The organism is Lactobacillus sp. ESL0233 (assembly GCF_003692995.1).
GTDB classification, from domain to species: Bacteria; Bacillota; Bacilli; order Lactobacillales; family Lactobacillaceae; genus Lactobacillus; species Lactobacillus bombicola.
In genome coordinates, this window is sequence record NZ_REHH01000005.1 from 15,268 (window position 1) to 29,637 (window position 14,370).

General features: G+C 35.3%; 13 protein-coding genes. 11 read left to right on the top strand and 2 right to left on the bottom strand.

Annotation, left to right across the window (positions count from 1 at the left end; all coding sequences use genetic code 11):
* Positions 1–3 precede the first annotated feature (3 nt).
* The 4 genes from F5ESL0233_RS01275 to F5ESL0233_RS01285 all read left to right on the top strand — a co-directional run bounded on the left by F5ESL0233_RS01275 (position 4) and on the right by F5ESL0233_RS01285 (position 4,314).
* Positions 4–1,377 carry a zinc ribbon domain-containing protein gene (locus F5ESL0233_RS01275; protein ID WP_122058361.1) on the top strand — a complete coding sequence of 458 codons (1,374 nt, stop codon included), beginning with the start codon at positions 4–6 and terminating at the stop codon, positions 1,375–1,377.
* A 427-nt stretch (positions 1,378–1,804) separates the two neighbouring features.
* On the top strand, positions 1,805–1,954 hold the full coding sequence (locus tag F5ESL0233_RS08215; RefSeq protein WP_158592373.1) for a hypothetical protein: 150 nt from the start codon (positions 1,805–1,807) through the stop codon (positions 1,952–1,954).
* A gap of 267 nt (positions 1,955–2,221) precedes the next feature.
* Positions 2,222–3,301, top strand: coding sequence for an AEC family transporter (locus tag F5ESL0233_RS01280; protein WP_122058363.1), 1,080 nt, complete (start codon positions 2,222–2,224; stop codon positions 3,299–3,301).
* 14 nt (positions 3,302–3,315) lie between these two features.
* Complete coding sequence (locus tag F5ESL0233_RS01285; RefSeq protein ID WP_122058364.1) at positions 3,316–4,314, top strand: NAD(P)-dependent oxidoreductase; 999 nt, start codon at positions 3,316–3,318, stop codon at positions 4,312–4,314.
* A 43-nt stretch (positions 4,315–4,357) separates the two neighbouring features.
* On the opposite strand, the gene F5ESL0233_RS01290 is transcribed toward F5ESL0233_RS01285, so the two are convergent.
* Positions 4,358–5,044 (bottom strand): response regulator, encoded by a 687-nt coding sequence (locus F5ESL0233_RS01290; protein WP_122058366.1) that lies wholly within the window; start codon positions 5,042–5,044, stop codon positions 4,358–4,360.
* A 2-nt stretch (positions 5,045–5,046) separates the two neighbouring features.
* Positions 5,047–6,633 carry a sensor histidine kinase gene (locus F5ESL0233_RS01295; protein WP_122058367.1) on the bottom strand — a complete coding sequence of 529 codons (1,587 nt, stop codon included), beginning with the start codon at positions 6,631–6,633 and terminating at the stop codon, positions 5,047–5,049.
* A gap of 735 nt (positions 6,634–7,368) precedes the next feature.
* On the opposite strand from F5ESL0233_RS01295, the gene F5ESL0233_RS01300 reads away from it, so the two are divergent.
* From F5ESL0233_RS01300 to F5ESL0233_RS01330, 7 genes are all read left to right on the top strand, one after another.
* Positions 7,369–8,124 (top strand): DeoR/GlpR family DNA-binding transcription regulator, encoded by a 756-nt coding sequence (locus tag F5ESL0233_RS01300; RefSeq protein ID WP_090093547.1) that lies wholly within the window; start codon positions 7,369–7,371, stop codon positions 8,122–8,124.
* A 23-nt stretch (positions 8,125–8,147) separates the two neighbouring features.
* Positions 8,148–8,576, top strand: coding sequence for a galactose-6-phosphate isomerase subunit LacA (lacA, locus tag F5ESL0233_RS01305; RefSeq protein ID WP_122021299.1), 429 nt, complete (start codon positions 8,148–8,150; stop codon positions 8,574–8,576).
* 13 nt (positions 8,577–8,589) lie between these two features.
* Complete coding sequence (gene lacB / locus F5ESL0233_RS01310; RefSeq protein WP_090093551.1) at positions 8,590–9,165, top strand: galactose-6-phosphate isomerase subunit LacB; 576 nt, start codon at positions 8,590–8,592, stop codon at positions 9,163–9,165.
* A 274-nt stretch (positions 9,166–9,439) separates the two neighbouring features.
* Positions 9,440–9,796: a PTS lactose/cellobiose transporter subunit IIA gene (locus tag F5ESL0233_RS01315; protein WP_122058369.1), complete on the top strand. Its 357-nt coding sequence runs from the start codon at positions 9,440–9,442 to the stop codon at positions 9,794–9,796.
* An 18-nt stretch (positions 9,797–9,814) separates the two neighbouring features.
* Positions 9,815–11,569 carry a PTS lactose transporter subunit IIBC gene (locus F5ESL0233_RS01320; RefSeq protein WP_122058370.1) on the top strand — a complete coding sequence of 585 codons (1,755 nt, stop codon included), beginning with the start codon at positions 9,815–9,817 and terminating at the stop codon, positions 11,567–11,569.
* A 22-nt stretch (positions 11,570–11,591) separates the two neighbouring features.
* Positions 11,592–13,010: a 6-phospho-beta-galactosidase gene (lacG, locus tag F5ESL0233_RS01325; protein ID WP_122058372.1), complete on the top strand. Its 1,419-nt coding sequence runs from the start codon at positions 11,592–11,594 to the stop codon at positions 13,008–13,010.
* Positions 13,011–13,366: 356 nt separating this feature from the next.
* Positions 13,367–14,359, top strand: a complete 993-nt coding sequence (locus tag F5ESL0233_RS01330; RefSeq protein ID WP_090093573.1) for a tagatose 1,6-diphosphate aldolase — start codon at positions 13,367–13,369, stop codon at positions 14,357–14,359.
* Positions 14,360–14,370 lie beyond the last annotated feature (11 nt).

Genomic DNA, 14,370 nt, shown 5'->3' on the forward strand with positions numbered 1-14,370 from the left:
AAGATGAATAAAAATGAATTTTGTCCAAATTGTGGACAACCAGTTAACGAAAACGAGGAGTTTTGTCCCAATTGTGGCGCAAAGCTGTCTAATAATAAGCAAAGCCGGCAGGAATACCGAACGGATCAGACGCACCGGCAAGCTGCTGACAATAATCTGCGCCAGCCGATGAAAAAGAAAACTAAGATAATCTTGAGCATTGTGGGCGTTTTGGTTGTTGCTTTCATTGCTTTTTATGCTTGGGGCTCAAATCATTATCAACGGAAAAATCAAGTTGATCAGATTACTGCGTATTTAAAAAATCCGCGGGCAAATTTAGCGGACTATGTTATCTCGGATAATCCTAGTGTGCATGTCACTAATGCGGCTTTGAAGCCAACGCAAAATTATTATTTTGATCACAGTAGTGATGCCGATAAGATGGCAGAAGCTTTTAAGTATGGTGATACTTATGAAGACGTTTCGTTAGTACAGGCAGGACGCTATTTACTGTTTTTTCCTAAATATACGTTAAAATTTAAGACTTTTACACCACATATTAAGACTAATCATGCCAATTCGACGATTTATGTTAATGATGAAAAAATCGGCGGGGTTAATGGTAGTGGTGAAAGTTATTATAAGCAGGTACAGCCACTTTTTCCTGGAAAATATCATATTGTAGTTAAATCGACTGCTGCTGGTCATAAGTTAACTGCTGATAAAAGCGCCAATATTTTTTCAAATAGTGTAATTAATATGAATATCAAGACCGTCAATTTTACGGTTAAAAGCTCTCCTGGTGCGGATGTCTATATTAACGAGAAAAAAGTTGGTACGTTAGATAAGAACGGCGAAAAAGTATTTAACGAATATCCTGCTACGGATGACATGAAGATTTATGTCATGATGAAAGTTGACGGCAACGCAATCAGATCAAAGGTAATTGATTATGATGATTTAGGCTTTGATGATGACGATGATAGTAGTAGCAATGTCGTTAAGCCTGAATGGCCTGGCTTAATCAGCGAGGATGATGCCAAAAATATCTTGGAAGACAACTTTGAAGATCCAGCTGAAGATGCATTTGTTGGTGGCGCGGAAAATAATGGTTACCAAGAACTGCATGAGCAGATTGGTAACTTTAATGACAATGACGAGATAATTTCTTATGATATGGATTGTAGCATTGTTTCCATTTCGCCTGCGCCAGATAATAGTAGTAATGTTGTCTATAAGATAACTTACACTTTTGAGCATGATGATTATGAGCATAAACAAGTAATGCTGTATTCTGGTTGTGTCTTCCACCAAAATGGTGATGACGATGATGCTTCACAAAAAATTAAAGCAATTGGTAATGGAAAGATTATCAGTGATAAAAAGTATAATAACTAAACTAATAGGGCACATCACATGTGATGCGCCCTATTTAGTTTTAAATTACATTGATGAGTAAATTGGCCAAGATAAAAGATCATCAATCTATTAAATTTCAAAATAATAGGAGAACTTAAAATTAATAAATTGCGTAAGAATTATCATGAAAAAAGCAAGTATTGTTCCACTATTTTTTAAAGGAAATTTCCTTTTTTGGAATACTGCATATGTGTTTTCATTAAAGAGTGGGCGAAAACTTAATCTTAAAGACTATCCTGAACTTAATAAATTGGGTTACTGAATTAAGGTTAATGATTAAACTAATTAACGGGTATGGTCACTTTTAGGGCTTCCGGCGTTTAGCTAAAAATTTTGTCGAATAACAGGGCTTCAACCAGATGATTTTTACGTAAATTTAGTTTCTGGTTCAATCATTGGCATATCTTTGGCAATTCAAACTTATGCAGCACCTGGAGCAGCAATTTTTGCTGTGGTAATGGCAGCAATTATGTATGCCTTTTTTGAGCAATCGCCAGTTCATAAGAAGGTAAGCCATGTAGCAGAGCAAGAAGAAGACGGCTTTGATGAATTTTAAATAGCTCATACAAAAATAATGTTAAGAAGCATTCTATTTTGTGAAGATCAAATAGGATGCTTTTGTTTTGTTTTTTTATTCACATATTCTACTAGCTTGAATTTTCCGACAAATGCAAGTTACTTTACTGGTAAAATTGTTCGTTTATATTTACTTGATTTCGCTTACATAAGTTACAAAAGGTTACATTAATTTACTATTATTATCAAAAATTTAGGTTAAAACTAAAATATATTGTGAAATATGTAATTAATTAGGAGGAGAAAGATGAATATTGCGAAAGCGATTCAAGTGACATTTTCCAATGCTGCGATAGTTAGCTCAGTAACATCAACAATTTTTATTATTTTATTGGGTTTTTATTTACGTAAGCGTAATATCTTTACAGAAAAGTATGGTAAGCTTTTATCTAAGATTGTTTTAACAGTTGCGCTTCCGGCTTTGGCATTCAACTCATTTATGCAGCCAATTAATGGCGAAACTTTTTCGCAAGGGATGAATGTGTTAATTTGGGGAATTGTAATTTATATTATTTTGATTTTGGTAACCCCAATTTCTTATGCCAAATATCCTAAAGATAAGCGGGATGTTCTAGCAATTTTAACCACTTTTGGTTCAACTACCTTTTTTGGAATTCCAATTGTTGGTGCGGTCTTTGGTACCAAGGGAATAATGTATAGCTCGATTTTTAATATTGGCTACCGGATTTTTTTATATTCTTATGCTTATATTAAGATGTCTGGCTTGAAAATGAATGCAAGCAATATCAAAAAAATGTTTGTCAATCCGGTGGTAATTGCTACTTTTTTGGGACTGATTATGTGGCTAGTGCAAAATTACATGCCACAGGTAGCTGTAAGACAAGCTGTTAATGGCGTAATTAATCCTGGTGCACCAATAATTAAGGTTGCCTTTTACCGAATTGATCAGACTGCAATTTGGCTGTACAAACCACTGCAATATCTGGCTAACCTAGCATCACCACTTGCTTGGCTATCAATCGGTGCTACTTTAGGTTCGACTTCATTTAAAAAAGCTGCGGAAAACAAGACTTCTTGGTACTACAGTTTTAATAAGGTTGTCTTAGTACCACTGCTTAACTTGGTAATACTGGTCATCTTAAATGTGACTAACATCTTACCGATTAGCTATGTTGCTTTAGGTACAATCATTATTATGATGGCTACGCCAACCGCTACCGTTGCTTCGTCTTATGCGATTAGCTTTGATCGTGAGGCGGTATTATCGTCCAATGCGTCCTTTGTATCGACAATTTTAGCGGTAGTGGCAATGCCATTTTGGATTGCCTTTCTCGGTGTTCTTAGTCAAAGCGGATTATTTCATTAATTAGGAGGTTTTTTATGTTTAAAATTGTTGCTTATGGCGTACGTGAAAATGAAGTAGATTACTTCAAGAAATTAAATAAATACCATTATGATGTGCAATTGGAACCTGAATTGTTAACTCATGATAATATTGAAACTGCCAAAGGCGCAGATGCTGTTTTGTTACGTGCCAATTGTAAGGCAGACGCACAAAACTTGGCGAAATTAAATGAGTGGGGCATTAAATACGTCTTTACTAGAACAGTAGGTTTTAACCATATTGATCTTAAGGCCGCAGCCAAATATGAAACGAAAGTTGCTCGTGTTCCGGCATATTCACCATACGCTGTAGCCGAATTAGCAATGACCCTAGGAATGATGCTCTTTAGACATACTGCTTTGGCAGTCGATATGACCAGGCAGGGAAACTTTAGTGTTTCGACCGCCACTTTTTCTGGGGAAGTTCATTCAAGTACTGTGGGAATTATCGGAACTGGTCGAATTGGGGCGACTGAAGCGCAGCTATATAGTGGAATGGGAACCAAAGTCTTGGGCTATGATCCTTATCCAAGCGACTTCGCTAAACAATATGTTGAATTTGTTGAGCAGGATGAATTGCTGTCAAAATCAGATATTGTTTCAATCCACGTGCCGTATTTCCCAGGTCAAAATGATCGTTTAATCGATGCGGACTTTTTAAAGAAAATGAAACCAACTGCTATTTTGGTTAATACGGCGAGAACACAACTTGCTGATTATCCTGCTATTATTAAGGCAATCACTCAAAATCAAATTGCTGGTTTTGCTAGTGATGTTTTACCAGACGAAGTTGAAGTGCTGGGACATGATTTTAAAGGAAATATCACTAATGAACTGACTAAGCAGTTAGTTGATTTATATCCTAAGGTTCTACTAACCCCGCACATTGGTTCTTACACGAGTCCAGCTTTAACCGATATGATTGCAGTCAGCTATGAAAACTTCCACCAAGTTTTAGAGACAGGTAAGACTGATAACGACGTTAAGTTAGACTAAGTTAATATACAAAAAAGCGAGCTATCAGCTGATAGTTCGCTTTTTATTTATTAGCTTTATAAAGTTTAATTGGTCGACCTACTTTTAGGTAATGTGTTTTGATTGTTAATTCATTAGTTTTTACTAAATAATCTAAATACTTTTTCGTGGTAATCCGTGAGAGTTTAGACTTACGGGCAATCTCCTGATTAGAAAAATAATCGGGTGTTTCTGCGATGATTGCCTTTATTTTGTTAAGAGAAAAATTTGATAGTCCTTTAGGCAAGGAGGTCATTTCTTTTTCTCCAGCAAAATTTTGTGTAATAAAAATCTGATCGAGTTCAGTTTGCGATAATTGTCGATCTTGGTTTAATACCTCATTATATTTTAGAAAATGCTCAATTGCCTTATGGAATCGCTCAAAAGAAAATGGTTTTACCAGGTAATCGAGTACGCCATAGTTTAATGCTTGGTTAATGCTTTGGCTATCTTTAGCAGCTGATAACATGATTACATTCGGATGGAGATTGTGCTTAATAAATAATTGAAGAAGCTCAGTACCTGAAATTTTGGGTAAATAAATATCGAGTAAGACCAAATCAAGCTGCATTTTTTGAGCAAGTGCTAAAGCTTTATCTGCTCTATCTACTTGATAAAGCTGCATTTTTGCAGGCGGAATTATTTTCATTAGGTACTGTTTATCAATTGAATTGACCATGGGGTCATCTTCCACAATGAGAATCTGTAACATTTTTACTCCTCGCTGTTAATCGGTAATTCAAGATAAAAATTGCTACCATGTGGATTACAAGGTGTAATGTCAATATAGCCGTGATGATTATCGATAATCTGCTTAACCAGCATTAAGCCGTAACCATGATCTTTACCTTTAGTAGAATATTTTTGCTTAAAAAGTTGTTCTCGGACAGCAGGCGGAATACCACTACCGTTATCGGTCACTTCTATAATCAGGGTTGTACTTTCGGTATCATAATTAAGTTCGAGTTTAATGGCACCACTGGTATCAATGGCAGCTAAGGCATTGTCGATTAAGTTACCCAATATCTTGATCAGATCAAGATTTAATTTGTCTGAAACAATTGCTTGTGGCAAATAGGAATCAGGAGTAAGTGTCAAAGTCACTTTTTGCTCTTTAGCCTGATTAATTTTACCGGTTAAAAACCCGACTAAAGCTGGTGGTTCAATCTGCTGGTTTAGCTGGCCAAACTCTTGCTGGTAATTAGCATTAACTTTGCCAATAAAATTAGTAACATTATCATATTGCTTTAATTCAATCATACCGTAAATTGCCTGTAATTTATTGCGAAATTCATGCGATTGCGCTCTAAGCGCTTGAATGTATTGCTCACTTCCAGCTAATTGTTCAGACAGTTGTTGATATTTGGATTGATCTTGCAGTAGGGCAATTTGGCCATAAGTTTTGTCATGATAAACTAGCCTATTAGTGGATACAATGTATTCTTTAGCGTTAATTAAGAGCGGAACATTGGTCTTATTTTGTGAATGATTATGATTAAAAATCAGTTCAGCTAAATTGGAATCTAGTGCAGTACCCACTTTAACTGCTGGAAATGTTTTTTTAGCTAAATAATTGGTTGTAATTACGATGTTTTGTTCATTAACGGCAATTAAGATTTCATCAATACTATCAATAATAGCATGTAATTCCGTCAGCTTGGTAGCAATTTCATTTGGTTCCATATTAAAAAGAGATTTTTTAATCCTTTGCGCTAAAAAAAGTGCCAAAATTATGCCGGCACATAAAGCAAATAATGAACCAAGAATAACCGATTTTTGAGCAGATAAAATTGCTCGGTTAATTGAGCTATCGGTTAGACCAACGCAAACAATGCCAACTTGTTGTTTGTTCTTGAAAACAGGGACAAAGATGCGATAACCCGTTCCTAAAATTCCTTTACGATGTGAATAATGGATTTTACCAGTGCTTGATTTCTTAGCATCTTGCGGAGAACTAAATCTTTTGCCAATCCGACTAGTATCAGGGTGTGAGTAGCGCATTAATTTCCGGTCTAAAATGACAACGAAATCAACATGAGATGCCTGTGTAATTTGATTGGCATATTTTTGCAATGAATTATTTTGGGTGGGCTGGGGATGCTTTTTTAGAGTTTCCTTAACGGTTGCATCTTGAGCAGCAATTCTAGCAACTCCAGCGATTTCTTCTTTGATTATTTGCTTTTGACTCTGTTTGACGTGGTATGAAGCGATACTGCCAGCAGTAATAACAAAAATAACTGTTGTTAAAAAAACTAGTAAAACAGATTTAGTTCTTAAGCTAAAGCGTGATTTTCGTAGCATGTTTTTCCTTTTTATATCGTTACAACTGATTACTACTAGTATAAACTACTAAATCATAAAAAAGCTTAACTTAAAGGAAGATTTTATCAAGTGCTTAAATAAATAACTAAAATATCTTTTAAACTAAAAATAGCAGTCATAACTGATAGTTACCAGCTATACTTAAAGTTAATTGATGTCAAAAATTGCAGTTTTAATAGAAGCCTTTAAAGGTGACTAATGTAAATAATCTCAGGTTACTAAATTCACTAAGTGAATTAATCAATTCTCATTATGATAGTGGCAATCACGCAATTACCACTACTTAGTGGAAAATCTCTCCCGATTAGACCAGGTGACTGTTAATGAAATTATCAATCATGCTTAATGTTTTGCAATCTGTTGTCAGACACTTTTGCGAAAAATTAGGTTATTCAAGTTTGATTGATTTGAAATCATCGTTTTCTAAAATAATTTTCCCTATTGATTACTGTTTCTACTTCTGGAAAATACGCTGAAATTTTGAATGATTTTTTACGAGAATTATCGGGAGACAAAATTTTGTAAAGAAGCCATTGATTTAATAATTTTTGAACAACATGATATAGAATAGATTTAGAAAGAAGAAATAACTTGCAGCTAATTATTCTTAATCCGTTTATCAAACATGTTCAAACATTGACAAACAAAATAGAACAATTATACTAAAAGATGAACTAAGTTAGTTGCTTAATCTAGTTTAAAAAGTAGGTAACCATGTTAAAAAGTGAAAGATTAAAGACGATTTTACAGATAGTGAACACGCAAAAGTTTGTAACAGTTGATGAATTGGCCCAAGCCCTCAAGGTGTCTGATATGACAATTAGGCGGGATCTAAATGAATTGCATAAGTCCAACAAGATTATGCGTATTCACGGTGGCGCACAGATTTTGTCAGACCAAAGCCGTATTGAAAAAAGTTACAAACAAAAAAGAGAGATTCATAGTAAGGAAAAGATTGAAGTTGCTAAGCGCGCCTGCAATCTAATTCATGAAAATGATTCAATTTATGTTGGTCCGGGCACTACTTTAGAATTAATGGTTGCCAACCTGAAAGTTAAGCATCTCAGGATAGTGACTAATTCACTGCCAGTTTTTGAAGTGGCTAAAAACAGTCCTAATAATTATGATCTGATCATGATTGGCGGTTCTTATCGGAGAATCAGTGGTGCTTTTTTAGGAGCTCTTGCTAATAGTGAACTTGCAACAATGTCTTTTTCAGTCGGCTTTGTAGGTGTTAATGGTATTAAGGATACTTCTATGACAACAGCTAACTTAGAAGAGGGTCAAACCGAGAAAATTGGATTGGACCATTCACAAATCAAATTGATAGTGGCTGATTATTCTAAATTGGATCACAGCGATTTTCATCAATTTTATGACTTGCGCGATGTTGATGGTTTGATTACTAATCGTGGTATCGATCCTGAATTGGAAAAACATTATAGTCAATTTACAACTATTTATAAGTAGTTGTTTTGAGAGGAGTTTTAGCTATGAAAGTTGTTATTGGTAGCGATCAGGCTGGCTTTGACTTAAAGGAAAAAGTCAAGCAGTACTTGGAGGATCACAATTATGAGGTCTTGGACGTTACAACAAAAGCAGCAGCAGATTTTGTTGAATCTAGCTTGCTAGTTACACGTGAAGTACTGGATAACGGTATTAAAAAAGCCATCATGTTTGATGAATATGGTGTAGGATCGGCAATGGCTTCTAACAAGGTCAAAGGGATGGTTACCGCAAATGTGAACGAGGAAAGAACTGCCCACATGACAGCGATGCACAACGGTGCCAAGGCTATCGCTTTGGGAAGTGGCATTGTTGGTGAAAAATTAGCCTATTCGATCGTGCAACATTATCTTGATACTGATTATGCTGGCGGACGGCATCAGATTCGGCTAAACATGTTAGAAGAAATGATCTAAGGGAGGGCTAAAAATGTTAGATAATGATCGACCACAACCAGAATTTGTTGATCCTAAAATTGATAAGCATACGGTGATTGCCTTGGGTAATGACCATATTGTGACTGCAATTAAAATGGCTATTTCTGATCACCTTAAGGATGAGGGCTATCGTGTAATTGATGAAGGTACACATGACAACACAAGAACTCACTATCCAATGTATGGTAAACGTGTGGCAGAAGATGTTGCTGATGGCCGTGCTGATCTCGGCATCGTTCTTTGCGGGACAGGCATCGGTATTTCAACGGCCGCTGATAAAAATGAGGGTATTCGAGCAGCGATGGTTGGCGACGCTACTCAAGCTGAATATGCCCGCCGTGAATTAAATGCAAATGTTATTGGCTTTGGCGGTATTGTCCTTGGACGTGATTTCATTTTTGATATTGTAGATTCATTTTTGAATGCTAGGTATGCCCCAACTGACGATAACCGCAAATTAATTACCAAAATTGATGGTATTGCAAAGCCGAATCCTGATCAAAAGGATAATGTTCACTTCTTTGATGAAGAAAATAAGAAGTGGGCCGAAGGCGTATACCACGACTAATAAAAGTAAATAAAAAACAAAATTTAATCGCACACAAATACAAAAGATCATGCAGAGATTGTCGTGGTCTTTTTTTGTACTCGGTAAGGCAGAGGGAAATTTGTTTAATAAAATCAGAATGAGAAACAAAGTTTCACTATTTCAATTTGTAGAAAATTAAGAAAATTTGTTGCAATTTTGAATCCGGTTACATATAATATTTATAGACAAGCAAACAAAATAAAACATTTTCAAACAAAATCGAAAATTTATTTAGTGTGAAAAGGAGAGAAAAATGGTTACAAGAGAAGAAATATCAATGGCAGGCTTTGAAATTGTTGCATATGCGGGAGATGCAAAAACTGCACTAATGAATGCATTAGATGAAGCACAAAAAGGCAATTATGATAAAGCGCGTGAACTTGTTAAAAGTGCAGATGTTTCACTTAACGATGCCCATAATTCCCAAACCAGGCTAATGAGTAAAGAAGCCAGTGGTGAGGAGATGGAAACAACCTTTATTATGTCTCATGGCCAAGATACTTTGATGACTACGATGCTCTTGAGAGATCAGGCTAAGTACTTTATCGATTTATATGAAAAATACAATATTACCCTTAAAGAACTTGAACAATTAAAGAAAAACGAGTAATAGGAAAAGAGGATAAGTATGAAGGTCGTAATAAAGCAAATTGAAAAAGCCCAACCGATTTTTCAAAAAATAGCTGCAAATAAGTATTTACGGGCAGTTAGAGATGGATTTATTGCTCTAATGCCGATCATTATTTTTTCGAGTATTTTTCTCTTAATTGCCAATGTACCCTTGATTTGGCACTTTGCATGGCCCGTTAAAGTGGCCAATGCGTTAAATATGTTTTATAACATGTCAATGGGTGTTCTAGCATTGATGGCTTCTTCATCCGTGGCCAAAGCTTTAACTGATTCGTTAAACTTAGATCTACCTAAAATCGCACAGATTCCAACAATAGGTGTGCAGTTTACAGCACAGATTTCATTTATTTTGGTTGCAGTAGATACTTTGACAGATAAGCTAAATAATATTTATTTTGCAATTTCAATGATTGGTACTAAAGGCTTGATTTGTGCATTTCTTGTAGCATTTATTGTTCCTAATGTTTATTATGTGTGTTTTAAAAATCATATAACGATTAAGTTGCCGAGCGCTGTACCTCAAAATATCGCAAGTGCTTTTGAAAATATTATTCCCTTTGCAATAAGTACCGGTTTCTTCTGGGTGTTTTCCTTGGTATTTAGGGCACTAACCGGAACCAATTTAGCTGCTTGGATTATTCAAGTTCTTTCTCCGCTGTTCACGGCTGCGGACGGTTATGTGGGTTTAGCAATTGTTTATGGCGCAATGGCTTTCTTTTGGTTTATTGGTATCCAAGGACCATCAATCGTTGAACCAGCTGTAACCGCAATCTATTTGAGTAATGTAGAATCAAATTTAACTGCTTGGAAAGCAGGAAATATTGCTGGTGCTAACCATATATTGGCGCAAGGTACGCAATATTTTGTTGCAACCCTTGGAGGAACTGGCGCAACCCTGGTTATTACTTTGATGTTTGCTTTTTGGGCCAAATCTAAGGGGCTAAAAGCTGTTGGTCGCGCTGCGTCTATTCCGGTACTATTCGGTGTTAATGAACCAATTCTTTTTGGGGCACCGCTAATCTTAAATCCAGTCTTCTTTATTCCTTTTATATTAACACCAATCGTTAATGTTTGGCTCTTCAAAATTTTTGTTGATATCTTCCATATGCCTGGTTTTATTTATAATCTGCCATGGACTACGCCAGGTACGTTGGGTCTTATCATGGGAACCGGCTTTTCAATCGTTGCAATTGTCTTATCTATTGTATTGTTGGTTGTTGATACGGTAATGTATTATCCGTTCTTCAAGGCCTATGATATTCAGAAGTGTAACGAAGAAAAGCAACATGCTGAGGAAGATCAAAATGATGCAAATTCTACAGCAGTTATTTCTCATAATGAAGAAACAGCTGGTGAAGTAAACACAATAAATGATGGTCAAACAGCTAAAGCAGGTTTATCTAGTAAGATACCACTTTCAAAAACCAAAGATGGTAAAGAATTAAATGTCTTGGTTCTGTGTGCAGGTGGCGGAACTAGTGGAATTTTAGCCAAGGCCCTAAATAAGTTGGCAAGTGAAAATTCATTGCCTTTATCTGTGGCCGCTACATCGTTTGGATCACATCATGATTTACTAAGCGGTATGGATATTGTTATTTTGGCTCCTCAAATGCATGCTATGAAGGATGAGCTTGAGAAGGAATGCAAACAGAATAACGCTAAAATGATTACTACAACTGGTAAACAATACATTAATATGACACAACATGCTGATAAGTGCTTAGACTTAATCATCACAAATATTTCAGATTAAAGAATTAATGGAGAAATTGACAATGAGTTTATTAAATAGAGTACAAAAATTACCTAATGACTTTGTATGGGGTGGTGCTACAGCAGCCTATCAAGTAGAAGGAAGTACAAAGGTTGATGGGAAGGGAGAAACAATGTGGGATGCGTATTTGCGTAAGCAAGGAAGGTTTTCTCCTGACCCAGCCAGCGATTTTTATAATTGTTACCCCGAAGATATTAGATTGGCCAAGAAATATGGTTTGAATGCAATCAGAGTTTCAATTGCCTGGACGAGAATTTTTCCACAAGGTTATGGTTCTGTTAACCAAAAAGGGGTAGATTTTTATCATAATTTGTTTAAAGAATGTCTTGATAATGGTATTGAACCATATGTCAGTCTTCACCATTTTGATAGTCCAAAGAATTTGTTTGAAGATGGTGATTGGCTTAATCGTAAAAACATTGATTACTTTGTTGATTATGCCAAGTTCTGCTTCAATGAATTTAAGGAAGTTAAGAACTGGTTTACCATTAATGAATTAATTTCACTTGCTTACTCGCAATACATTGCAGGTACCTTCCCGCCTAATCATCACTTTGATGTAACAAGTGCTATCCAAGCTGAGCACAATGAACTGCTTGCTCATGCTCGTGTGGTTAACTTGTATAAGAGTATGAATTTGTCAGGACGAATTGGGTTAATTCATGTTCTGCAGCCAGTTTATCCAATCTCTGACTCCGAAGAAGATAAGCATGCGGCAAAACTTGAGGATGCCTTCCTAAATAAATTTTTACTTGATGGAACATTTTTAGGTTATTATTCTAAAGACACTATGACTTCGATTAATGAAATATTGCGGTTAAATAATGCCCACCTAGATATTCAAGATGGTGATCTAGATATTTTAGCTAAAGCTGCGACTCAAAATGATATTTTTGGTTTAAATTATTATCAAAATCAATTTATTAAGGCTTATCAAGGTGAGAGTGAAAATCACTTTAACGGAACAGGTGCTAAAGGGACATCATCCTTTAAATTTAAGGGTGTTGGCGAAATAGTTAAGAAACAGGGTGTACCGACTACTGATTGGGACTGGAATATTTTTCCTAAGGGACTTTATGACATTTTACTTCGTGTTAATCATGACTACCCCAACTGTCAAACGATTTATATTACCGAAAATGGCTTAGGATACAAAGACCAATTTGATGGTACAGATAAAATTATCGATGACCAGCCAAGAATCGATTTTATCGATCAGCATATAGATGCACTTCTTAAAGCAAAAAATAAGGGCGTCAATGTACAAGGATATTTTGTTTGGTCACTCCAGGATCAATTTTCTTGGGCTAACGGCTATAATAAGCGGTACGGATTATTTTACGTTGATTTTGAAACCCAAAAGCGTTATATAAAGAAGAGTGCACTTTGGTTTAAAGAACTAGCGGACACAATGAAATAATATTTTAGGTAGGGATATATTGTATCTCTATTTTTTTGTCTGTAATAATATTGTTATATTATTTTGCTTTAGTAGTTTTTTTTCTGACGTATTTGTGCGTGGATCCAACATGTATCTTAGCGTATAAGTGAATGTCATAAAAATGCTCCAATAATTAATTAATATGACTGATTTTGTAAAAATATTTTAAATATAGTAATAATTGATAGCAAATATAAAATATTTATAAATTAAGTAAAACTTTTCTAAATTTAGTCATTATATGTAAATCTTTTCAAGTATATTGATAGCGCTTTAATCAATAGCTAAATAAGTATATAATTGCAATGTGCGATTAAAATAAAAGGAGATATATAATGAGAACAATTACTTCTACCGTTGCTAAACATATGGAAAATTTATCAACTGAAGATGGTATCATTAGTGCATTAGCAATTGATCAACGTGGATCGCTTAAAACAATGCTGGCCGATGCAGCAAATAAACCAGCAGATGAAACAACAATTGTTGATTTTAAAAAGGCCGTTTCAAGTGAACTAACACCGTATGCTTCATCAATATTGACTGATCCAGAATACGGTCTTCCTGCTACTAAAGTTAGAGATAAGAATTGTGGTTTACTGCTTTCTTATGAAAAAACTGGTTATGATACAACTGTACCTGGTAGAATGCCTGATTTAATTGAGAATCAATCTGGGTTACGAATTAAGAATGAGGGTGGTGATGCAATCAAATTTTTAGTTTATTATGATCCAGACGAGGGAGAAGAAATCAATGATAAAAAGAAAGCTTTTGTTGAAAGAGTAGGTGCTGAGTCAAAAGCTAATGAATTGCCATTTTTCTTAGAAATATTGACTTACGATGCTAAAATTAATGATACTAAAGGCGAAGATTTTGCTAAAGTTAAGGCTAATAAAGTTATTGCAACCATGCAAGAGTTCTCAAAACCTCAATATAATGTGACGGTTTTAAAGGTGGAAATTCCCTTTAATCTTAAGTATGTTGAAGGCTTTAATGGCGATAACAACGTTATTTATACTCAAGCTGAAGCTAAAAAATTATTGAAAAAGCAATCTGAAGCAACCGATCTACCGTATATCTTCTTATCAGCTGGTGTAACAAGCGAGGAATTTATTGCTGAGATTAAAATGGCTGAGGATGTGGGAGCAAAATTTAATGGCGTTCTTTGCGGGCGAGCTACCTGGAAACCAGCGATTAAACCGTTTGCTGGTGAAAATGAAGAAGCTGGACGTAAATGGCTTGCAACTAAAGGTAAGGAAAATATTGAAAATTTAAATAAAGTGCTCAGCGGTGCAAAATCCTGGCGTGAAAAATTAAAAATAGAATAATTAAACAGTAT